The 22,934-nt window shown below is 66.7% G+C and carries 17 protein-coding genes and 1 pseudogene; 9 read left to right on the top strand and 9 right to left on the bottom strand.

What is annotated here, in order from left to right; translation table 11 throughout:
* Positions 1–2 precede the first annotated feature (2 nt).
* Positions 3–4,202 carry a YhdP family phospholipid transporter gene (locus O1Q03_RS33405; RefSeq protein WP_269509048.1) on the bottom strand — a complete coding sequence of 1,400 codons (4,200 nt, stop codon included), beginning with the start codon at positions 4,200–4,202 and terminating at the stop codon, positions 3–5.
* Positions 4,203–4,430: 228 nt separating this feature from the next.
* On the opposite strand from O1Q03_RS33405, the gene glnE reads away from it, so the two are divergent.
* Positions 4,431–7,235, top strand: a complete 2,805-nt coding sequence (gene glnE / locus O1Q03_RS33400) for a bifunctional [glutamate--ammonia ligase]-adenylyl-L-tyrosine phosphorylase/[glutamate--ammonia-ligase] adenylyltransferase (protein ID WP_269509046.1) — start codon at positions 4,431–4,433, stop codon at positions 7,233–7,235.
* A 140-nt stretch (positions 7,236–7,375) separates the two neighbouring features.
* Here glnE and recN read toward each other — a convergent pair whose 3' ends face one another.
* Positions 7,376–9,025 (bottom strand): DNA repair protein RecN, encoded by a 1,650-nt coding sequence (recN, locus tag O1Q03_RS33395; protein WP_269509043.1) that lies wholly within the window; start codon positions 9,023–9,025, stop codon positions 7,376–7,378.
* A 19-nt stretch (positions 9,026–9,044) separates the two neighbouring features.
* Positions 9,045–9,947: an NAD kinase gene (locus O1Q03_RS33390; protein ID WP_269509041.1), complete on the bottom strand. Its 903-nt coding sequence runs from the start codon at positions 9,945–9,947 to the stop codon at positions 9,045–9,047.
* Between the two features lie 131 nt (positions 9,948–10,078).
* Here O1Q03_RS33390 and hrcA point away from each other — a divergent pair, with 131 nt between their 5' ends.
* The 8 genes from hrcA to O1Q03_RS33350 all read left to right on the top strand — a co-directional run bounded on the left by hrcA (position 10,079) and on the right by O1Q03_RS33350 (position 19,673).
* On the top strand, positions 10,079–11,101 hold the full coding sequence (gene hrcA / locus O1Q03_RS33385) for a heat-inducible transcriptional repressor HrcA (protein WP_011544637.1): 1,023 nt from the start codon (positions 10,079–10,081) through the stop codon (positions 11,099–11,101).
* 138 nt (positions 11,102–11,239) lie between these two features.
* Positions 11,240–12,304, top strand: a complete 1,065-nt coding sequence (hemH, locus tag O1Q03_RS33380; RefSeq protein ID WP_269509038.1) for a ferrochelatase — start codon at positions 11,240–11,242, stop codon at positions 12,302–12,304.
* A gap of 69 nt (positions 12,305–12,373) precedes the next feature.
* Positions 12,374–12,781: an RNA-binding S4 domain-containing protein gene (locus O1Q03_RS33375; RefSeq protein ID WP_096505043.1), complete on the top strand. Its 408-nt coding sequence runs from the start codon at positions 12,374–12,376 to the stop codon at positions 12,779–12,781.
* A 484-nt stretch (positions 12,782–13,265) separates the two neighbouring features.
* A complete protein-coding gene (grpE, locus tag O1Q03_RS33370; protein ID WP_269509036.1) occupies positions 13,266–13,811 on the top strand; it encodes a nucleotide exchange factor GrpE in 546 nt (181 codons plus the stop codon).
* A gap of 10 nt (positions 13,812–13,821) precedes the next feature.
* Positions 13,822–14,241 (top strand): thioredoxin family protein, encoded by a 420-nt coding sequence (locus O1Q03_RS33365; protein ID WP_269509033.1) that lies wholly within the window; start codon positions 13,822–13,824, stop codon positions 14,239–14,241.
* Between the two features lie 147 nt (positions 14,242–14,388).
* The gene (dnaK, locus tag O1Q03_RS33360) at positions 14,389–16,341 is read left to right on the top strand and encodes a molecular chaperone DnaK (protein WP_269509030.1); all 1,953 of its coding nucleotides are present in this window, start codon (positions 14,389–14,391) and stop codon (positions 16,339–16,341) included.
* A gap of 253 nt (positions 16,342–16,594) precedes the next feature.
* On the top strand, positions 16,595–17,731 hold the full coding sequence (gene dnaJ, locus O1Q03_RS33355) for a molecular chaperone DnaJ (RefSeq protein WP_269509028.1): 1,137 nt from the start codon (positions 16,595–16,597) through the stop codon (positions 17,729–17,731).
* Positions 17,732–17,735: 4 nt separating this feature from the next.
* Positions 17,736–19,673: a bifunctional anthranilate synthase component I family protein/class IV aminotransferase gene (locus O1Q03_RS33350; RefSeq protein ID WP_269509026.1), complete on the top strand. Its 1,938-nt coding sequence runs from the start codon at positions 17,736–17,738 to the stop codon at positions 19,671–19,673.
* A gap of 7 nt (positions 19,674–19,680) precedes the next feature.
* Here the strand turns inward: O1Q03_RS33350 and O1Q03_RS33345 are convergent, their stop codons facing one another.
* The 6 genes and pseudogenes from O1Q03_RS33345 to O1Q03_RS33320 form a co-directional block, all read right to left on the bottom strand.
* Positions 19,681–20,130, bottom strand: a complete 450-nt coding sequence (locus O1Q03_RS33345) for an STY0301 family protein (RefSeq protein WP_269509024.1) — start codon at positions 20,128–20,130, stop codon at positions 19,681–19,683.
* Entirely contained in the window at positions 20,127–20,267 is a 141-nt protein-coding gene (locus O1Q03_RS33340) for a BPSL0067 family protein (RefSeq protein WP_269509093.1), read from the bottom strand. The genes O1Q03_RS33345 and O1Q03_RS33340 overlap by 4 nt, the downstream gene beginning before the upstream one ends.
* Before the next feature lie 88 nt (positions 20,268–20,355).
* Positions 20,356–20,751, bottom strand: coding sequence for a hypothetical protein (locus tag O1Q03_RS33335; RefSeq protein WP_269509022.1), 396 nt, complete (start codon positions 20,749–20,751; stop codon positions 20,356–20,358).
* 4 nt (positions 20,752–20,755) lie between these two features.
* Positions 20,756–21,550, bottom strand: a complete 795-nt coding sequence (locus tag O1Q03_RS33330) for a hypothetical protein (protein ID WP_269509020.1) — start codon at positions 21,548–21,550, stop codon at positions 20,756–20,758.
* Positions 21,551–21,639: 89 nt separating this feature from the next.
* On the bottom strand, positions 21,640–22,338 hold the full coding sequence (locus O1Q03_RS33325; RefSeq protein WP_269509018.1) for a hypothetical protein: 699 nt from the start codon (positions 22,336–22,338) through the stop codon (positions 21,640–21,642).
* A gap of 98 nt (positions 22,339–22,436) precedes the next feature.
* Positions 22,437–22,934: pseudogene (locus tag O1Q03_RS33320) on the bottom strand (hypothetical protein); the annotation flags it as partial.

The raw sequence follows: 22,934 nt of genomic DNA, 5'->3' as shown, positions 1-22,934 counted from the left end.
GATCAGTGGCTCGTCGCATTGGCCGGCCCGCGGTTCATCTTACCCTGATCGCCTTGCACCCGCTCGATGTGCGGATGCGCCCACGAGCCCGTGATCGAGTAGTCGAGCGCGAACGCGTGCGACAGCGTTTGCGACAGCGCGTAGTTCGCGGCCAGCACGCCGACCCCGAGCAGCGGGTTGATGATCGCGGCCGCGATCGCCGCCGTGCCGGCGCCGATCTTCGGCGCGACGTGCGCGTGCAGGTCTTGCGTCTCCGCGCCCAGGTCGACCGCGCCGCGCACCGTCACGTTCGCCGGCGCCGTCGTCATCGAGAAGTCGTCGGTGCGCGCGATCCCGTTCGAGATCCGGCTGGTGCCCTTGATCTTGTCGAACGGCAGCCCCTTGCCGACCACGTCGCGGAAATTCAGCGTCAGGAAGCGTGCGAGGCTTTGCAGGCTCAGCACGCCGAGCAGTTTCGCGGCGCCCGGATCGACCTTCAGGATCTGGCCGTGCTCGAGGTCGAGCGCGACCTGGCCGCCGAACGTCGGGAAGTCGACCGCGGTCGGGCCGCCGCGCCAGCCGACCTTGCCCGTGATCGTGCCGTGGCCGTCCGCCAGCGTGCGCGGCAGGCCGACGCGGTCGAGCAGCGCGCCCGCATTGCCGATGTCGAGCTTGAAGTCGAACACGCTGCGGCGCGGCGCATCGTTTTCGTCGACGCCGCGGGCCAGCGCGCGGCGCGACGTGCGCCAGTTGCCGGTGGCCGTCAGCTTCGCGGCCGGGTTCGCGAGTTCCAGCTTGTCGAGCTGCCACACGGGCACGCCGTCCTCGTCGATGTTGCGGGCATTGACGACGAGCCGCCCGATGTCGTGATCGCGCGCGACGACCTGGTCGACGATCAGGTCGACCGACGGCATCGGGCGGTCGGTCGGCGTCGGCAGGTTCATCGCGCGGCCGACGAGGTCGTGCTGCGCGCTTTGCGGAATCACGAGCTTCGCGAGCCGCGCGTTCAACACGCCCGCGCCGTTGTGGCCGCCGCCCGGCGCCCACGACAGATAGCCCGATACCTGGTTCGACGCGACGTTCGCCTGCCACAGCTCGTCGACGTGCGACGCGCCGACGATCACGTTCTCCCAGTTGCGCTTGAGCAGCTTCAGCGTGCCGAAGTGGAGCGCGAAGCGCTTGGGCGTGAAGCTCGCGAAGTCGACGCGCGGCGCGCCTTGCGGTTGCGGCGTGCGCGTCGCATCCGGCTGCAGCGTGCGGGCCAGCGCGATCCATGCGTCCGCATCGAGTTCGTCGACGTCGACGGCCGCGCTCACGCCGTCCTGCGGCATGTCGGGCATCCGGTGGATGCCCATCGCGCCGCGCACCGCACGCAACGGCTCGCCGGGCGTCGCGTCGAGCAGGTAGCTCGCGGACACCGGGCCGAGCGTCAGGTCGGCGTGTTCGAGGCGCTTGCCGTCCGTCTGGGCGGCCGGCTGCAGCGTGAAGCGGAACGGCATCGGCGTGCCGGCCGGCTTCGCGAACGGCGCCGGGAAGTTCAGCGCGACGCCCGTCAGGTCGGAATGCGCGGTGACTTCGGGCAGCCGGCCCGGCGCGCCGCGCACGGCGAGCTGGTACGGCGCGTCGCCGACCACGTGCTCGAGCAGCGCCGCGGCCGTGCCGCGCAGGTTCAGGCCGCGCGCGGCGTCGAGCGCGAGCTTGCCGTCGACGTCCACCGCGTACGGGCCATGCGACTGGAAATTGCCGCTCGCCCGCACCGGGCCGCCGAGGAAGCGCCCCGACAGGTCGTGCAGCGACGCGCCGGCCTCGGTGAAGCGCACGCTGCCGCGCAGCGCGGACAGCGGCGGCACGCCGTCGGTCGACAGCGTGTTGCCGCCGAACGCGAGCGCGCCTTCGACGTGCGTATGCGGATGCGGCACGTGCTGCGGAATCGTGATCTTCAGCGCGAGCGCCGCCGGGCCCTGCGCGTCGATGCGCTGGCCGATATGCCTGCTCATCGTGCCGAGCGAGCTGTTGTCCGCGTAGTCGATCAGGTCGGCGAGCGGGCCCTGCGCGTGGCCGTCGATCACGAGCGGCGACTTCGACGGATTGCCGAGATCGTCGATGCGGCCCACGACCTTCGTCAGCACGACCCGCTTGTAGTGCGCACGCGCGATGTCGAAGTGCAGCTTGTTCTGCGCGAGCTCGAACACGCCGTCGATTCCGTCGAGCGCCGGCCAGACGCTCGGCGTGCCGTTCGCGAGCGTGCGCGGCGGGTAGGGCGTCGGCTCGAAGCGCCCGCCGGTAAACGGCGCGACGATGTGGAACACGCCGGCATCCGGCTCGTGTTCGAACGGGAATTTTTCGAGCGGGCCGCGGGCGACGATCGACGCGCCCTTGGTCACCTGGCCGGCCTGCAACGCATGGCCGAGATAGTCGCGCAGGTGCTCGGACATCCCGGTCGGCAGGTAGCGCGGAATGCGCGCCACCGACGCGCGCGCGAAATCCGCGCGCAGGTCGAGCACGCCGCGCCCGTGGCCGGGGTTCGTGTAGGTGCCCGACACCGCGATCTCGGCATCGGGGTTCGACACGAACAGGTCGGGCAGCGTCACGTCGACGCGCGCGTGCTTGTCGCCCGGCGCCGGCGTGATGACCCATTTCGCATTCCCGCGCAGCCGGTCGAAGGTCAGGCGCGGCTCGTCGAATTCGCCGGGCACCGTGACGGCCGCATTGACCGTGTCGAAGTGCGCGGTGCCGCCCTTCTCGTTCGCGTCGATGCGGCCCCACAGGTTCTCGACGCCCGGCCAGCCGGCGCGCGGGTGACCGCGCGGCGACAGCCCCGGCGGCGGCTCCTGCGCGGCGACGCTGATGCCTTGCAGATCGCCGAGGAACCGGTAGCGGACGATCGGCGCGGCGCCCATGCGCCGCTCTTCGTCGGCAAGGTCGGGCCGTGCCGGCTTCGCGCGTTCGACCTCGATGTGGTAGTTCGACACCATCCCGCGCGGGTCGAGCTTGATCAGCTCGTTGCGCAGGCGCGCCGGCAGCGGCAGCCCGCGGATGAACTCGCTGAGGATGCCGAGGTCGACGCGGTCGCCGACCACGCTCAGCAACTGCCCCTGGTCGGCGGCCGGCACGCGGTAGCGGGCGGTGAGGGTCGACAGCGCGAGCGAGCGCGCGAGCGGCGTGCCGTCCGGCAGCGGCGGCTGACCGAGCTCTGCGTTGAAGCGCGTCAGGTGCAGCGTGTAGTCGCGGCCGGTGTTCAGCGCCATGTCCCAGCCGAACCCGACCGTCGGCACGTCGAGGCGCGGCTGGGTCGGCCGCACCCGCAGCGCGACGTCGGCGCCCTGCAGGTCGCCGCCCGCCGAGCGCAGGTGGCCGTCCTGGAAGGTCGCCCAGATCGCGTTGTCGATCCGGCCCGCGTGGACCGTGAGCGGCAGGTCGAGATAGCGGCTGAGCGTCTGCAGGTCGACCGGGCCGGTCGACAGATACGCGTCGCCGGTCCAGTTGGTCGGCTTGCCGATCGGCGCAAGCGCCTTGTGTTTGAAACGCGCACGGAAATCGAGCGGGCCGAGCAGCAGCGTGCCGTTCGCGGGCGCCTGCAGCGCGGCCTTGTGCTCGCGGCCGTGGTTGAGCACCGCGAGGCGGATGCCCGACAGCGCGAGTTCCGGCGCGTCGTGCTGCGCGTCGCGCCAGCGCAGCGTGCCGTTGCGCAGCACGATCGCTTCCTGTTTCAGCAGCCAGGTGCTGAACGTGTCGTTGCCGCCGTGGGTGGTCGGGACGCCGACGCCCGCGATGCTCAGCGAGCCGTCGGCCGCGCGCGCGACGACGAGGTCGGGGTGGTCGACGATCAGGCTCGACAGTGCGGGCGACAGCCGCAGCAGCGACATCCACGACAGCGCGGCCGTCGCGTGCGGCACCGACAGCGCGATCCGGCCGTCACGGCCGCGAATGGTGAGGTTGGCGACTTCGACGCCCGGCTGCATGCCGGACCAGTGCGGAGACAGCTTGCCGATCGAAAGCTGCGCGTGGAGCTTGTCGGACACCGCGCGCTCGATGCGCGGGCGGTATTCGTCGATGCGCGGCAGCAGCACGTAGCGCATCCCGAGGAACACGCCGGACGCGACGAAGTACGTGCCGATCCCGACCGCCAGCGTCACCTTGAACACGCGACGCAGGACCGGGTGATCGTGCTTCGGAGGTCCCGCTTCGGGCGCAGCTACGGCGGATTCCTGACGGTCGGACATGCGGCGGACGGGCGGCGATATGGTAGTTTTGCAGACTGACGTTGAAATGTATCACACGGGTCCGTGCCGGCGGCCGTTGCAGCAGCTCGGCACGGGCTTTCCGGCGCGCGGTTTCGCGGCGGCGCACGTGCGCCGCGCGACACCGCGCCGAGTCCATGGGGCCTGTCGGCGGCGGGGCGCGCGCGCGTTTCCCGGCGCGGCGGGCCTTACCGCCAGGCCCGCTTCTCGATGACCGACGCTTCCGCCCTGATCAGCCCATCCTACTCCCGCTACATCGCCCGCGCGGCTGCCGCGCGTCCCGCGCTGTCCGACCAGATCGCCGCATGGGCCGCCGCGCCGCTCGGCCGCGCGCAGCTCGACGCGCGCCTGACCGAGCTGCTCGTGCCGCCGGCCGGCGCGGCCGCGCCGAGCGACGAGCAACTGAAGCGCGCGCTGCGGCAACTGCGCGTCGAGGTGTTCGGCGCGGTCGCGGAGCGCGACTTGCGCGGGCTGGCGAACGTCGCCGAGGTGACGGGCGCGATGACCGATCTCGCCGAAGTGGCCGTGCAGCGCTCGCTTGCGCTCTTGTCGGCCGAACTCGAGGCGATGTACGGCGAGCCGCGCGGCGCCGACGGCCAGCGCGTGGTGCTCGGCGTGGTCGGGATGGGCAAGCTCGGCGGGCGCGAGCTGAACGTGTCGTCGGACATCGACCTGATCTTCGTCTACGAGGACGACGGCGAGACCACCGGCGGCACGCGCGCGCCGCTGTCCACCCAGGAATATTTCACGCGGCTCGGCCGGCGCCTGATCGGCGTGCTGTCCGAGGTCACGGCCGACGGCTACGTGTTCCGCGTCGACATGCGGCTGCGCCCGAACGGCGATTCGGGGCCGCTCGTCTGCAGCCTCGGGATGCTCGAGGAATATTTCTACGTGCAGGGGCGCGAATGGGAGCGCTACGCGTGGATCAAGGGGCGGCTCGTGTCGGAAGGCGACAGCGACGCCGCGCAGCGGCTGGCGGCGCAGCTCGAGGCGATCGTGAAGCCGTTCGTGTACCGCCGCTACCTCGATTTCGGCGTGATCGGCGCGATCCGTTCGCTGCATCAGCAGATTCGCCAGGAAGCCGCGCGCCGTGCGTCGATGCGGCCCGACAAGGCCGACGACATCAAGCTCGGGCGCGGCGGGATCCGCGAGATCGAGTTCAGCGCGCAGGTGTTCCAGCTGATCCGCGGCGGTCAGGACGCGGAGTTCCGCGTGCGGCCGACGCTCGCGGTGTTGCGCCATGCGCAGGCGCGCGGGCTGATCGGCGAGGACGTGCGCGAGCACCTGACCGACGCGTACAACTTCCTGCGCACGCTCGAGCACCGGCTGCAATACCGCGATGACGCACAGACGCACGCGATGCCGGTCGATCCGGACGAGCGCGCGGCGCTGGCCGCGTCGCTCGGCTTTGCCGACTACGCGGCGCTGATGACGGTGCTGGATGGCCATCGCACGTTCGTCGAGGCGCAGTTCGACCAGATATTCGCGGACAAGGTGAACGGCGGCGGCCCGTGCGCGGCAGGCGACGATACGGCGGCCGCGTGGATCTGGAGCAGCGCGCTCGGCGACGACGGCGAGGACGACACGCTGCTCGCCCGCCTCGGCGCGCTGGGCTTCGCCGATCCGGCCACCGTGCTCGCGCGGCTGCGCGCGATCTGGCAGTCGTCGCGCTACGCGGGCCTGCCGGAAAAGAGCCGGCAGCGCTTCGACAGCGTCGCGCAGCGCGCGCTCGACGCCGCGCCGAACATCGACGCCGCGCGCCGCGACGACACTGTCGTCCGGTTGTTCGACCTGCTCGAGACGGTCAGCCGGCGCGGCGTCTACCTGGCGCTGCTGACCGAATATCCGGCCGCGCTCGACCGCGTGCTGTCGGTGCTCGGCGCGACGCGCTGGGGCGGCGGCTACCTGATCCGCCATCCGCAGCTGCTCGACGAACTGCTCGACGACGAAGCGATCGCGAGCCCGTTCGACTGGCCCGCGTTCAAGGATGCGTTGCGCGCGCGCCTCGCGGCAGCCGACGGCCCCGAGCAGCAGATGGACCTGCTGCGGCACGCGCAGCACGCGGAGGTGTTCCGGATCCTGCTGATCGACCTGGCCGGGCAACTGTCGGTCGAGCATGTCAGCGACCGCCTGTCCGAGCTGGCCGACGCGGTGCTCGACGTGACGATCGAAGTGGTCTGGTCGCAGCTCGCGAAGCGCCATCGCGACGTGCCGAAGTTCGCGGTGATCGCGTACGGCAAGCTCGGCGGCAAGGAGCTCGGCTACGCATCGGATCTCGACCTGATCTTCCTGTACGACGACCCCGACGAGCGCTCGGCGGACGTCTACACGACCTTTACGCGCCGGCTGATCACGTGGCTCACGACGGCGACCGGCGCGGGCGCGCTGTTCGACATCGACCTGCGGCTGCGGCCGAACGGCGAGGCGGGGCTGCTCGTCACCGATCTCGACGCGTTCCGCCGCTACCAGTTGCGCGAGGGCGATGCGGCGAATACCGCGTGGGTGTGGGAGCACCAGGCGCTGACGCGTGCGCGCTACAGCGCGGGCGACGTGCAGATCGGCGCGGATTTCGAGGCGATCCGCCAGCAGGTGCTGACGATGCCGCGCGACGGCGGCGTGCTCGCGAAGGAAATCGTCGACATGCGCGGCAAGGTGTTTGCCGGCCACCCGAACCAGACCGAGCTGTTCGATTTGAAGCACGATCGCGGCGGCATGGTCGACATCGAGTTCATCGTCCAGTACTGGGTGCTGCTGCATGCGTCGAGCGATGCCGAGCTGATCCGCAACACCGGCAACATCGCGCTGCTGCGCGAGGTCGCGCGCTTCGGGCTGATGGGCGAGGACGAGGCCGAGCGCGTCGGCGCGGCGTATCGCAAGTACCGCAAGCTGCAGCACAAGCTGCGGCTCGACGGGATGGAAAAGGCGCGCGTCGATCCGGCCGTGGTGGCCCACGAGCGAGCGGCCGTGACGGCGCTGTGGGAGCGTGTGTTCGGGGCCGTTGAAACGGGCGTTTGAGCTGGGTGTTTGAGTTCGGTGTTTCAGGCGGGCGTTCGAATCGCCGGCGCAGGGCGGCAGCGCGATCGAGCGGCCGCTTTGCGCAAAAAGGGACCGGCGCATGCGCCGTTTTTTTTGCATTCGGCTGAAGGACGCCGATGTCAGGCCGCCAGCATTTCCTTCGCGTGCTTGCGCGTCGTCGCGGTGATTTCGAGGCCGCCGAGCATCCGCGCGACTTCCTCGACGCGGCTTGCCTTGTCGAGCGGGATCACCGACGACACGGTGCCGCCGCGGTCGTCGGCACCCTTCGCCACCTGGAAATGATGGTCGCCGCGCGCGGCGACCTGCGGCAGGTGCGTCACGCACAGCACCTGGCGATCGCGCCCGAGCTGGTGCAGCAGGCGCCCGACCACTTCGGCGACGCCGCCGCCGATCCCCGTGTCGACTTCGTCGAAAATCAGCGTCGGCGTCGGGCTGGCCGCGCTGGCGATCACCGCGAGCGCGAGGCTGATCCGTGCGAGTTCGCCGCCGGACGCGACTTTCGCGAGCGGTCGCAGCGGCACGCCGGGGTGCCCGGCGACGCGGAATTCGACCTGCTCGAGCCCGTGCGGGCCGCCGTCGGCGAGCGGGACGAGCGCGACCTCGAAGCTGCCGCCCGCCATCGACAGTTCCTGCATGCCGGCCGTGACCGCCGTGCCGAGCGCCTTGGCTGCGTGCGTGCGCGCTTTCGACAGTTGTTTCGCGTCGTGGAGATAGGCTTCCCAGGCCTTGGCCTGCGCGGCTTCGAGCGCGCCGAGATCGGCGGCCGCGTCGAGCGCGGCGAGCTGCGCGCGGCGTGCCGCGTGTTCCTCGTGCAGCGTGTCGGGCGGCAGCCGGAACTTGCGGGCGGTCGAGTGCAGCGCGTCGAGGCGTGCTTCGACCTGCGCGAGCCGGGCCGGGTCGAGATCGAGGCGCTGCGCATAGTGCGACAGCGAATAGACGGCTTCCTGCAGCTGGATCTCGGCCGGTTCGAGCGACGCGAGCGCATCGCCGAGCCCCGTATCGTAGTCGGCGAGGCTGCGCAGCTTCGACACGATCGCGCCGAGCTGCGGCAGCATCGCGTCGTCGGCTTCCGACAGCGCATTGAGCGCGCCCAGCACGCCGGCGATCAGGTTCGCCGAATGCGACAGCCGCTTGTGCTCGCTGCCGACTTCGTCCCATTCGCCCGGTTGCGGCGCGAGCTTGTCGAGTTCGGCGAGCTGCCACGCGAGCTTTTCGCGTTCGAGCTGCAATTCGCGCTCGTGCGCCTTCGCCGCGTCGATCGCCTGCGTCGCGTCGCGCCATACGCGCCACGCGCGGGCGACGTTCGCGGCATCGGCGACGAGCCCCGCGTGCGTGTCGAACAGTTCGCGCTGCGCGTCGGGGCGCATCAGCAACTGGTGCGCATGCTGGCCGTGGATGTCGACCAGCATCTCGCCGAGCTCGCGCAGCTGCGCGAGCGTCGCGCTGGTGCCGTTGATGAACGCGCGCGAGCGGCCGTTCGCGTCGATCACGCGGCGCAGCATCACGGTGTCCTCGGCGTCGAACGCGTGTTCGTCGAGCCAGCGCGCGACACGGTCGTGCGGCGTGAATTCGGCGGTGATGTCGGCGCGGCCGCAGCCGGCGCGCACGACGCTCGCGTCGGCGCGTTCGCCGAGCGCCAGCGCAAGGGCGTCGATCAGGATCGATTTGCCGGCGCCGGTTTCGCCGGAAAAGACGGTAAAGCCGCTGTCGAATTCGAGATCGAGCGCGGCGACGATGACGAAGTCGCGAATCGAGAGGTGGCGGAGCATGGTGTCGGGCGTGGGTGCGTCAGGACGCCTGGTCGTCTTCGTTCGATGCGTGTTCGTTCCAGTGCAGCTTCTTGCGCAGCGTCGCGTAATAGCTGTAGCCGATCGGGTGCAGGAACGGCACCGTGTGCTTCGAACGGCGCACCTCGATCGTATCGTTTAGCTCAAGCGACGTGAACGACTGCATGTCGAAGTTCACGTTGACGTCGCGGCCGCCGACGATCTGGATCGCGATCTTCGAATCGTCGGGCAGCACGATCGGCCGGTTCGACAGCGCGTGCGGCGCGATCGGCACGAGCACGATGCCCGCGAGCTGCGGATGGAGGATCGGGCCGGCCGACGACAGCGCGTAGGCGGTCGAGCCGGTGGGCGTCGCGACGATCAGGCCGTCCGAACGCTGGTTGTACATGAAGCGGCCGTCGACCGACGCGCGCAGCTCGACCATCCCGGAGAAGCCGCTGCGGTTCACGACGACGTCGTTGAATGCGAGCGCGTGGTAGATCGGTTCGCCGTCGCGCATGATCCGCGCCTCGAGCAGCGAGCGCTCCTCGCGCTCGAACTTGCCCGACAGGATCACCGGGACGCGCGCCTGCATGTCGGCCGCCGCGATGTCGGTGATGAAGCCGAGCCGCCCGTGGTTGATCCCGATCAACGGTGTCTTGTACGGCGCGAGCTGGCGGCCGATGCCGAGCATCGTGCCGTCGCCGCCCAGCACGACCGCCACGTCGGCGCGCGCCCCGATTTCGGCCGGGGTGAGCGCCGGATAGCCGGAGATGCCGATTTCGCGCGCGGTTTCGCCTTCGAAGACAACCTCGAAGCCCAGCTTCGCGATGCAGCCAGCCAGCGTGGCGAGCGGCTCGGCGATGCCGGGCGTGTTGCTCCGGCCGACGAGCGCGACAGTGTTGAACTGATTACCGGTTTTCATGCCGGCATTACACCATAGCTCGTTGACGAAAAGAATCGGTTGTGCGCCGGCGGGGCCGGATCCGGCCAGCCCGCTCGACGCAGGCCGCGGCCACTCGCCGTGCTCGCGCCGTTGCGCTAGAATTTTCCACCATGCTAGATCCTCGCGCACGAACCCTCCTGAAAACCCTGATCGAACGGTATATCGCCGACGGTCAGCCGGTCGGCTCGCGCACGTTGTCCCGTTATTCCGGGCTCGAGCTGAGCCCGGCAACGATCCGCAACGTGATGTCCGACCTGGAGGAGCTCGGCCTCGTGTCGAGCCCGCACACGTCGGCCGGCCGCGTGCCGACGCCGCGCGGCTACCGGCTGTTCGTCGACACGATGCTGACGGTCGAGGCGCCGATCGACGCCGAGGCCGTCGCCCGCCAGGTGCAGAACACGCTGCAGGCCGGCGAGCCGCAGCAGCGGGTGGTGGCGGCCGCCGCGAGCGTGCTGTCGAACCTGTCGCAGTTCGCGGGCGTCGTGCTGACGCCGCGCCGCAGCCACGTGTTCAAGCAGATCGAGTTCATGCGCCTGTCCGACAAGCGCATCCTGCTGATCATCGTCACCCCCGAGGGCGACGTGCAGAACCGGATGCTGGCGACGCCGCGCGACTATTCGCCGTCGCAGCTCACCGAGGCGTCGAACTACATCAACGCGCACTTTGCCGGCCTGTCGTTCGACGAGGTGCGCCGCCGGTTGCGCGACGAGATCGACCAGCTGCGCGGCGACATGACCACGCTGATGCATGCGGCCGTGACGGCCAGCACCGAGGTGCCCGATACCGAGGACACCGTGCTCATTTCCGGCGAGCGCAACCTGCTCGAAGTGGCGGATCTTTCGTCCGACATGGCGCGGCTGCGCAAGCTGTTCGACGTTTTCGACCAAAAGACGGGCCTCCTGCAACTGCTCGACGTGTCGAGCCACGCCCAGGGCGTGCAGATCTTCATCGGCGGCGAATCGACGCTCGTGCCGATCGAGGAGATGAGCGTCGTTACCGCGCCTTACGAGGTGAACGGCCAGATCGTCGGCACACTCGGCGTGATCGGGCCGACCCGCATGGCGTACAACCGCGTGATCCCGATCGTCGACATCACCGCGCGCCTGCTGTCGCTCACGCTGAGCCAGCAGTAACCGGCGCCGATACCGTCCCGCCATCGTGCCGCGGCGCCGTGCGCGCCGCCAGTCGGCCGAACGGCCAGCCGACCGGAGCGAGGCGGCCCGCTATAATTGAGGGCCGTCCGACTGCGTGCCCCGAGCACGTTCCTGCCCATGCGTTTCGATCTTGAGCCGCCTTCGAGCACCGCGGCCGCCCATCGCATCGGCGTGCTGCTGATCAACCTCGGCACGCCTGACGCCCCGACCCCGCGCGCGGTGCGGCGCTACCTGGCCGAATTCCTGTCGGATCCGCGTGTCGTCGAAATCCCGCAGGCCGTCTGGCAGGTGCTGCTGCGCACGCTGATCCTGCCGCTGCGCGGGCGCGCGTCCGCGAAGAAATACGCGGCCGTCTGGATGCCCGAAGGCTCGCCGCTGCGCGTGTACACCGAGCGCCAGACCGAGGGCGTGCGGCACCTGCTCGCATCGAACGACTACCAGGTGAAGGTCGACTACGCGATGCGCTACGGCAGCCCGAACATTGCGCAGGCGCTCGCGCAGTTCAAGCGTGCGGGCGTCGAGCGCGTGCTGCTGATGCCGATGTATCCGCAATACTCGGCGTCCACCACCGCGACGGCGTTCGATGCCGCGTTCGTGGCGCTCGCGCGGATGCGCAACCAGCCGGAAGTGCGCACGGTGCGGCATTACGCCGACCATCCGGCCTATATCCACGCACTTGCCGAGCAGGTGCGGCAGTATTGGGCGCAGCACGGGCGGCCCGACTTCGCGGCCGGCGACAAGCTCGTGCTGAGCTTTCACGGCGTGCCGAAGCGCACGCTCGACCTCGGCGACCCGTATCACGACCAATGCCAGCAGACGGGCGCGCTGCTGATGGCCGCGCTCGGGCTGTCGACGCTCGAATGCCGCGTGACCTTCCAGTCGCGCTTCGGCAAGGCCGAATGGCTGCAGCCGTACACGGCGCCGACGCTGCGCGAGCTGGGCGAGGCCGGCGTGCGGCGGGTCGATGTGTTCTGTCCCGGTTTCACGGCCGATTGCCTGGAGACGATCGAGGAGATCGGCATGGAAGTGCGCGACGAATTCATCGCGGGCGGCGGCCACGCGTTTCACCGGATTCCGTGCCTGAACGGCGCGCCCGCGTGGATCGACGCAATCGGCGAGATCGTCGCCGAGAACCTGCAGGGCTGGCCCGTGAAGGCGGCGCAACCCGAGGCGGTGAACTGAAACGATGGCCCGGCCGCGGCTCGCATGGCGTTTGCTACGTCGTGAGCGGGCGGCTAGGCGGAGGCTGACATGAATTACAGGATTTCGACGGAACCCGGCGCGAAGCTGCGCATCGACAAATGGCTATGGTCGGCCCGTTTCTTCAAGACCCGCTCGCTCGCGTCCGACGCGGTCGACAAGGGGCACGTGAAGATCGGCGGGGCGTCGGTGAAGCCGGCGAAGGAGGTGCGCGTGGGCGACGAGGTCGAGATTGCGATCGACGGCATCGTCTGGCACATTGCGGTGCTCGGCATCTGCGACGTGCGCGGGCCGGCCAGCGTCGCGCAGACGCTTTACGAGGAAACGGAAGCGGGGCGCACCGCGCGGCTTGCCGAACTCGAGCGGCGCCGCACGTATCGGGAGCCGGCTGCGGAACTGCACGGCCGGCCGACCAAGCGCGATCGACGCATCATCGACAGATTTTCGGGTGAGCGCTGAACATGTGATCGAACGTCGCGAGCGCACTGCCGTACTCGGTCGGCGGTCGGTGACGGCCCCGGACAGGCAGATGGTGGTGGTGCCGGCAATCAGTACCAGCGCGACCACCGATATGGCAAAGGTCAGTTTCACGGTACTCGCCTCGAGAAGACAGTGACTACGGCGCCAGATGGATGTCAGGCGGCGCTCAGCTAGGGGTAAACACGCTTTTTCGACGCCTGAGTGCAGTGTAGTGCAGCCCTCTGTGCCCAGCTAGTACTCGCTGGGTAAGGGTTGTTACAGGCCGTTTCGCCCGGTTTGGCGGCAAATGCGTGCAATCTGGCGAGGTGTCGCGTGGTTGTTTCGCGGCGGTGGCGAATGTCGGCGAATAACCCTCTTGAAATCGCAGTTTTCGCCTCTATCTGCACCAGCAATGTGCGGTGCCGTCGGCATACGGTCCGGCGGTTGCCGATTTGGCATCAACCTCTAATCGACTTTCAGCGACATGGAAAATACGCAAGAGAACCCGGCTACCCAATCGGCCGAAGATATCGGCAGCGAGAAGCAGGCGGCGCAAGGCGCTGCGCCCGCCGCCGAAGCAGCCGACGCGGCGCTCGCGGAGGCTCAAGCCAAGGTCGCCGAGCTGCAGGAGAGCTTCCTCCGGGCGAAGGCCGAAACCGAGAACGTGCGCCGTCGCGCGCAGGACGACGTCTCGAAGGCACACAAGTTTGCGATCGAGAGCTTCGCCGAGCACCTGCTGCCCGTGCTGGACAGCCTCGAAGCGGCGGTCAGCGACACGTCCGGCGACATCGCGAAGGTGCGCGAAGGCGTCGAGCTGACGCTGCGCCAGCTGACGAGCGCGCTCGAGAAGGGCCGCGTCGTCGCGATCAACCCGGTCGGCGAGAAGTTCGATCCGCACCAGCACCAGGCAATCTCGATGGTGCCGGCCGAGCAGGAGCCAAACACGGTCGTCGCCGTGCTGCAAAAGGGCTACATGATCGCCGACCGCGTGCTGCGCCCGGCGCTCGTCACCGTCGCGCAGCCGAAGTAAGGCTGCCGCGATGATCCCCGCCGGCGTCGATCCGGCCGCGTTCGAAGCGTTCGACATGCAGGCGCTGGCCGCCGACACGTTCGACGCGGCGATCGGCGGCGCCGCCGATGCGCTCGTCGTGGTGTTTTTCTGGGGCGTCGACTGCTTCAACTGCGAGATCGCGAAGAAGGCGATGCTCGCGCAGTCCGACGCGATCCGCGCGCTGGACCTGAAGTGGTTCCATTGCAACGTGTACGAACACCATGAGCTGGGGCGCCGCTTCGGCCTGCACGGCGTGCCGACGTGGTTCTTCTTTCACCGCGGCAAGCGCCTCGGGCGCGCGACCGGCTGGCATGGCGTCGCGCAGTTCCAGGCGGCGGTATCGGCGGCGCGCGCGAAGGTTGCCGCGGCGGCGGGCGAGCCGCTCGATCCGGCTCCCGGCGGCGATTGAAAAAATTTAATACCTGCATCGCCCGGCGGGTCTTGAAAACGGATCGGCCGGACGCATTTCGGGAACAGAGTTGAATTCTGGCGCGCGAAACTGCCTGAAAAAGTGGCGTTTCGCGCAGCAAACAAGCATTTCTGGAGATTAGGAAAAATGGGAAAGATCATCGGTATTGACCTCGGCACCACGAACTCGTGCGTCGCCATCATGGAAGGCAACCAGGTCAAGGTCATCGAGAACTCGGAAGGCGCGCGCACCACGCCGTCGATCATCGCCTACATGGACGACAACGAAGTCCTCGTCGGCGCGCCGGCCAAGCGTCAGTCGGTGACCAACCCGAAGAACACGCTGTTCGCGGTGAAGCGCCTGATCGGCCGTCGCTTCGAAGAGAAGGAAGTCCAGAAGGACATCGGCCTGATGCCGTATTCGATCATCAAGGCCGACAACGGCGACGCCTGGGTCGAAGCGCACGGCGAAAAGCTCGCGCCGCCGCAGGTATCGGCTGAAGTGCTGCGCAAGATGAAGAAGACGGCCGAAGACTACCTCGGCGAGCCGGTCACGGAAGCCGTGATCACGGTGCCGGCGTACTTCAACGACAGCCAGCGTCAGGCGACCAAGGACGCCGGCCGCATCGCGGGCCTCGAAGTCAAGCGGATCATCAACGAGCCGACGGCAGCCGCGCTCGCGTTCGGCCTCGACAAGGCCGAGAAGGGCGACCGCAAGATCGCCGTGTATGACCTCGGCGGCGGTACGTTCGACGTGTCGATCATCGAGATCGCGGACGTCGACGGCGAAATGCAGTTCGAAGTGCTGTCGACCAACGGCGACACGTTCCTCGGCGGCGAAGACTTCGACCAGCGCATCATCGATTACATCATCGGCGAGTTCAAGAAGGAGCAGGGCGTCGACCTGTCGAAGGACGTGCTCGCGCTGCAGCGCCTGAAGGAAGCCGCTGAAAAGGCGAAGATCGAGCTGTCGTCGGGCCAGCAGACCGAAATCAACCTGCCGTACATCACGGCGGACGCGTCGGGCCCGAAGCACTTGAACCTGAAGATCACCCGCGCGAAGCTGGAAGCGCTGGTGGAAGACCTCGTCGAGCGCACGATCGAACCGTGCCGCATCGCGATCAAGGACGCAGGCGTCAAGGTGTCGGACATCGACGACGTGATCCTGGTCGGCGGCCAGACGCGCATGCCGAAGGTCATGGAGAAGGTGAAGGAGTTCTTCGGCAAGGATCCGCGCCGTGACGTGAACCCGGACGAAGCCGTCGCAGTCGGCGCGGCGATCCAGGGCCAGGTGCTGTCGGGCGACCGCAAGGACGTGCTGCTGCTCGACGTGACCCCGCTGTCGCTCGGTATCGAGACGCTCGGCGGCGTGATGACGAAGATGATCAACAAGAACACGACGATCCCGACGAAGCACGCGCAGGTGTACTCGACGGCCGACGACAACCAGGGCGCCGTGACGATCAAGGTGTTCCAGGGCGAACGCGAAATGGCAGCGGGCAACAAGCTGCTCGGCGAGTTCAACCTCGAGGGCATCCCGCCGGCACCGCGCGGCGTGCCGCAGATCGAAGTGACCTTCGACATCGACGCGAACGGCATCCTGCACGTCGGCGCGAAGGACAAGGCGACCGGCAAGGAAAACAAGATCACGATCAAGGCGAACTCGGGCCTGTCCGAGGCTGAAATCGACCAGATGATCAAGGACGCGGAAGCGAACGCAGCGGAAGACCACAAGCTGCGCGAGCTGGCCGATTCGCGCAACCAGGGCGACGCGCTGGTCCACAGCACGAAGAAGGCGCTGACCGAGTACGGCGACAAGCTGGACGCGGGCGAGAAGGAAGCGATCGAAGCGTCGCTGAAGTCGCTCGAAGAAGTGCTGAAGGACTCGTCGGCCGACAAGGCGGCGATCGACGCGAAGGTCGAGGAGCTCGGCAAGGTGTCGCAGAAGCTCGGCGAAAAGATGTACGCCGACATGCAGGCCCAGCAGGCGGGTGCAGCCGGCGCGGCCGGTGCAGCGGAAGGCGCGGCCCACGCGGGTGGTGCGCAGCAGGCTGCGGACGACGTCGTCGACGCCGAGTTCAAGGAAGTGAAGAAGGACTAAGCCGGGTTGCCATGGCACCGCACGCCGCGCGCGAGACGCGCGCGGCGCGGCTGAACAGCGGTCTGTCTTTCCTTCCGGATGGCCGGATCGACTCCACGCCTGGCGGGCTTCGCGGCCCTCCGGGCACATTTGTTTTTTGGCGGGTGCTGCGCGAGCCGTCCGCGGACGGCGCAGCGCCAGACGAGTCGAGAGACTTTACTGCGGGCGAAAGGAGCCGCCGCGTGCGTGACGCGCGACGGCACAGTGAATCGATATGGCGAAACGGGATTACTACGAGGTTCTGGGCGTCGCAAAGAATGCGAGCGACGACGAAATCAAGAAGGCATATCGCAAGCTTGCGATGAAGTATCACCCTGACCGCAATCCGGACAGCAAGGATGCGGAAGAGCATTTCAAGGAGGCGAAGGAAGCCTATGAAATGCTGTCGGATGGTCAGAAGCGGGCCGCGTACGACCAGTACGGTCACGCGGGCGTCGATCCGAACATGGGCGGTGCAGGCGGGCAAGGCTTCGGCGGCTTCGCGGATGCGTTCGGCGACATCTTCGGCGACATCTTCGGCCAGGCTGCGGGCGGCGCAGCGCGCGGCGGCCGCGGCGGCCCGCAGGTGTATCGCGGCGCCGACCTGCGCTACAGCATGGAGATCACGCTCGAGCAGGCCGCGCACGGCTACGACACGCAGATCCGCGTGCCGAGCTGGGTATCGTGCGACGTCTGTCACGGGTCGGGTGCGAAGCCCGGCACGAAGCCGGAAACCTGCCCGACCTGTCACGGCCAGGGCACGGTGCGCATGTCGCAGGGCTTCTTCAGCATCCAGCAGACGTGCCCGAAGTGTCACGGCACCGGCACCTACATCCCGGAACCGTGCGTGCACTGCCACGGCTCGGGCAAGGTGAAGGAAACCAAGACGCTCGAAGTGAAGATCCCGGCCGGCATCGACGACGGGATGCGGATCCGCTCGGCCGGCAACGGCGAGCCGGGCATCAACGGCGGGCCGCCGGGCGACCTGTACGTCGAGATCCACATCAAGCCGCACTCGGTGTTCGAGCGCGACGGCGACGATCTGCACTGCCAGATGCCGATTCCGTTCACGACCGCCGCGCTTGGCGGCGAGATCGAGGTGCCGACGCTGGCCGGCCGTGCGACGTTCCCGGTGCCGGAAGGCACGCAGTCGGGCAAGACGTTCCGTCTGCGCGGCAAGGGGATCAAGGGTCTGCGTTCGAGCATCGCGGGCGATCTGTACGTGCATGTGCAGGTCGAGACGCCCGTGAAGCTGACCGACCAGCAGCGCGATCTGCTCAAGCAGTTCGAGAAGTCGCTGGCCGAGGGCGGTGCGCGTCACAGCCCGCAGAGCAAGAGCTGGTTCGACCGGGTGAAGAGCTTCTTCGAGTAATGGCATGACTGAAGGCAACGAGAGCGCGTCGTTCGCGCTCTTGGACGATTGCGACTCGACCGCGTCCGCGCGGTCGAGTCGTTTGTATTCCGGTTTCGTGCGCGAACGCGTGTGCACGGATCCGGCACGGCTCGATGAAATCGATGCGGCGGTGGCGCAGGACGTGCGCGACGGGCTGCATGCGGTCGTCGTCGGCGATTACGAATTCGGACGCAATCTGGAAAGAGCGCAGCCGGGCGATGCCCCGCTGCGCTTTTTGCTGTATGCGCGCTGCGAGCGCTTGTCCCGGGACGAAGTCGACGTATGGCTCGCGCGGCAGGACGGCGGCGGTGCGCCGTCGATCGCGGGTGTCGCGCATGTCGCGAAGAGCGTGTCGCGCGACGCGTTCGACGCGGCGATCGCCGCGGTGCACGACGCACTGCGCGCGGGCGATTCGTATCAGGTCAACTACACGTACCGACTGAATTTCGACGTGTTCGGCACGCCGCTCGCACTGTATCGGCGGCTGCGCGCGCGCCAGCCGGTGCGATACGGCGCGCTGATCGCGCTGCCCGACGGCGCATGGGTCGTGTCGTGCTCGCCGGAGCTGTTCGTCGAGAAGCATGGCGACGTGCTGCGCGCACGGCCGATGAAGGGCACCGCGCCGCGCTCGGCCGATCCGCGCGAGGATGCGGCGGCCGCCGCGTTTCTCGCGAGCGATCCGAAGAACCGCGCGGAAAACGTGATGATCGTCGATCTGCTGCGCAACGACGTGTCGCGGATCGCGCGCACGGGCACGGTCAAGGTGCCCGCGCTGTTCTCGGTCGAGCCGTATGCGTCGGTGTGGCAGATGACGTCGACGGTCGAGGCCGGCTGGCGTGACTGCACGACGTTCGCGCAGATGCTGCGCGCGCTGTTCCCGTGCGGGTCGATCACCGGCGCGCCGAAACACAAGACGATGGAACTGATCGATGCGATCGAGTCGACGCCGCGCGGGCTCTATACAGGCGCGATCGGCTGGCTCGATGCGCCGAAGGACGGTGCGACGGCAGGCCACGCAGCGCTTGGCGATGCGATCGGCTGCGGCGATTTCTGCCTGTCGGTCGCGATCCGGACGCTGACGCTCGAAGCGGCCGCCGTCGATGCGGCCGCAACGATCGGCACGCGCGATGCGGCAACGGCTGCTACCGGCCGGCGGCGCGGCACGATGGGCGTTGGCGCGGGCATCGTGCTCGACAGCGTCGCCGCCGACGAATATGCGGAGTGCGAATTGAAGGCCCGATTCCTGACCGATGCCGATCCCGGCTTCCAGTTGTTCGAAACGACCGCCGCAACGCGCGCGCACGGCATCCGGTATCTCGACCGGCATCTCGCGCGGCTGCAACGCAGCGCGGACGCGTTCGGCTTTCGCTTCGACATCGAGGCGTTGCGCCGCGAGATCGACGCACGCTGCGCGGCGCTCGACGGCGACGGCCCGTACCGGATGAAGCTCGCGCTCGCAAAGGACGGCACGGTCGAGATCATCGCCGCGCCGTTGAAGCCGCTGCCGGCGGGGCCGGTCGGCGTGATGCTCGCGTCGGCGCACGGCTTCGCGCCGACCCGCACCGACGACGCGCTGCTGCTGCACAAGACGACGCGCCGTGCCGAATACGACCGCGCATGGCAGGCGGCCGAAGCGCTCGGCGGCTTCGACATGCTGTTCGAGAACGAGCGCGGCGAGGTGACGGAAGGCGGGCGCTCGAACCTGTTCGTGAAGCTCGCCGGCCAGTGGCTCACGCCGCCGCTGGCAAGCGGCGTGCTGCCGGGCGTGATGCGTGGCGTGCTGCTCGACGATCCGGCAGTAGGCGCAAAAGAGCGTGCGCTGACGCTCGACGACGTGCTGAATGCGGATGAGTTGATGATCTGCAATGCGTTGCGCGGGCCGATGGCAGCGCGGCTGATTCACGGCAGCGCAACGGCCTGAACGCGGATTACTTCCGCGGCGTACATTCCCAGCTTTGTACGATCGCGTGCCCACGTCTGTAGCGCGCGACGCAAGTCTGTGCGTGTTTGCCCAGTGGCCGCGCGATCACGACGCTCGTATTGCCGTAGTCACACGAGATCCAATAGTCTTCACGGCTTTCGGCGAGCGACCAGATGTAGATGTCGCTCTTGGACTCGGCACGCGAGCGGTTCGGCACCAGCGACGTCATTCGGTCCGGCGGCCCTGACCAGAAGGTGACGCTGGCAAGCGGATAGGTGCTTTGCGTGTTGAAGGTTTTCCAGCCGTCGGGCGGTTGGCCGTCGATCTGCTGGGTAACGGCAACGCGGGCGGGGCAGTCGGCGGGCGCAGCCGACGCGGGGAGTGCGGCGAGAAGACTGTACGCGAGCGCGGCTAGGGCGAGCAGTCGAGACGGTGTTTGACGGATGCGCGGCATCATTTCACGACCGAAAATGCGTCGGCGTTATTGCTCGGATCGATGTAACGGCCATTTTTGTCCTTGCCTTTGAACGGAATGCATCTTCTCTGAATGGCCTTGAACGAGCGCCAGAGTTCAACGACGTGGATGCCATGCACATCCTGGCCCAGATAGGGAGCAGCGTGGAATGGATGCGAGGGCACGGCACGTTATCAGCCAGCGAGCTGGGGCACGAACGGGTGCAAATTACGGCGGTATATCTCGGTCGCTAGCAGGAAGGGGCTCGACGTCAATGGAGTCCACTTGTTCGGCGACTCTAACTGCTGTGCGGAGGTCGCTTTCGAGAGCCGCTCCGTGCTTATCGTAGAACTGCTGCGTTGTATAGATCGTCAATGTGGCGGCAACTGGATAGCCGTGGTCTTGCCAGGTAACCGGCACTGAGTACGGTCCGATCCTCGTTCCTGCTAGGGCGGGAATAGCGTCCGTGGATATGCGTGTCCCTTCCGGTGCGCCCGTGATAGTAAAGGTTGCCAGTACGAAGCGCTCAAGCGTCGGCTTATTGCGGAAAAGAGGGAGCAGATCCTCTTTGAATCCGATGGAGCCGTCCGCGAATGCCGGCAACGGGAGGATCTTGCCGCTCATCGTGTCACCTCTCATCATCGTCCAGGCCAATACGAGGCCAGTTATGGCAACCATCAGGATTAGCGACAACTTTCTGGTTGTCATGGTTGCCTCCTCGGCTTGAAGACACGTAGCCCCATGGGCAATCCGTCCGTTTTTTCCAGCCGGGCGCATCCAGCTTGGCTTGGTGGTCAGCTTTGGATTGAAGTTGCTGGAACCGCCGCTCATCTTCGTCCTTGGGTAGGCGGGAGCTAATATCCCGACTTGCATAGATGATTTCCCCGCTTGCTCCGTCGCGCTCTATTGAAACAAAGAAGCGTTTCCCGTCCAGCAAGGTATAGAACTGGTAATAGTCTACGGGAGCGCCTGGTGCATGCACTCCCCGCTGGAAACCACTGCTGAAATAGACAATCTGAGGCCGTGGATCAAAGTCCGCCTCAACGCCAATACTCTCTACCGATATGGGAACAGCCGGCTGAAAATTGCCACTTAACTTATGTGTAAGTGCCATATAGATTCTGACGCGGAGATACTGCACTTCTTCATCAGGGAACGGCTGCGGGGAGGTTCGCTTCATGATAATTTGAGAATATTCCAAGCCTGGGTACAAGGCCTGATCATCATTGGGGAAGCGCTGATAGGTCCCGTTATGGAACCAGGGGCTTGCATCAAACAACGGCTCGTCAAAAGACGCCCGCATCATGATCCTCTCGTCCATATCTTTGCCTCGATTCCACGGCCATCCTTCAACAACTGCGATAGCTCCCGCCACGAACAGAAAGAGCCAGACATAGCGGCGTGCTGGTTTTGATAATTTCATTCACGCTCCGTCGGGCTAGATGCCGTTACCGCCATGGGTAACCCTTCCGGCGTTTTTGAAGCAGCATGTCAAACAAGGCTTTCGGCGGCCTATCGAACATGACGCCATGTCACATCCTGTCCATTGACCTGCGGGAATGGATAGTTATAGGCGAACGTCTGTTGGCCCACGGGCAATTCGAGGCATTCCCAGATGCCGGGCCAGGGGCAGAGTTCACCTGAACGTTTTTTCCAGCCGGGCGCATCCAGCTTGGCTTGGTAGTCGGCTTTGGATTGAAGTTTTTGGAACCGCCGCTCTTCTTCGTCCTTGGGAATGCTGCGGCTATGTCCTCTATTGGTAGAGATTATTTCCCCGGTCTCCCCGTCTCGCACGATAGTAACGAAGAAACGGTCACCATCTAATAATACATAGAATTCATAGTAGTCGAATGCAACTCCAGGGGCGGCGAACCCCGGACGAAAGCCACTGTTGATATAGACAACCTGCGAGCGAGGATCATAGTCGGAGCCCGGTCCAAGGCTCTCTACAGATTTAGGAACCTGCGGGCTAAAATTGGCCCCGAGAGGGTCCGTTAGAGCCATATATATTCTCAATCGTAGTGAGCGAACCGCATCATCTGTGAATGGTTGCGGTGACGTGCGAATCATTATGATTTGGGAATACTTCAACCCAGGAAACAACTGCTGATCGTCATTTGGAACACGCTGATATTTCCCGTCGGCGAACCACGGGCTTGCATCAAAAAGCGGCTCGTCGAAAGAAGCCCGCATCAATATTTTCTCGTCCATACCTTGCCCTCGATCCCACGACAACCCTGTTCCGACTGCAATAACCGCCGTCACAAACAAGAAGATGCATGCATAACGGCGTGATGTTTTTGATAATCTCATTCGCACACCGTCGGGCTGAATGACATCAACCCCATAGGCAAGCCTTCCGGCGTTTTTCCTGAGCTGACCGGCCGAACAGCACCATACTCATCGAGTGGAACGCTGAGCTTTTGTTTATAGAGTTCCCGCAGCTCCATCTGCCGCGCCAGTTTTTCTTCCTCATCCGAATATGGTTTAACTGGCGGTTCGGGCGGAGGCTCATCAGGTACCGACGTGGTACGGGCATTGTCCGCAGCCTTGAGGCGATGACGATAGTCTTCGAGGCGCCGGAGATAGCCTCGACCTTGATGATCGAGATCGGTCCCCTCGCGCGGATACTCGTGATTGAAGCGCGGATTCTTGAACGTGTAGTCGCGCTGCACTTGGCGCGCGGTGCGCACATTCTCGGTGTAGGCGAAGGTATGCAGGCTGGGCTGCGGCTGATCACCACCCGGCGTCGGGTTGTACAGCACCGGCTCGCCCGTCTGCCGCTCCAGGATGAACAAGCGGTCGCT

Origin of the sequence: Burkholderia sp. IMCC1007, assembly GCF_027257875.1 — a bacterium.
In the GTDB taxonomy this organism is placed as follows: Bacteria; Pseudomonadota; Gammaproteobacteria; order Burkholderiales; family Burkholderiaceae; genus Burkholderia.
This window is presented reverse-complemented; position numbering and strand designations above follow the sequence as displayed.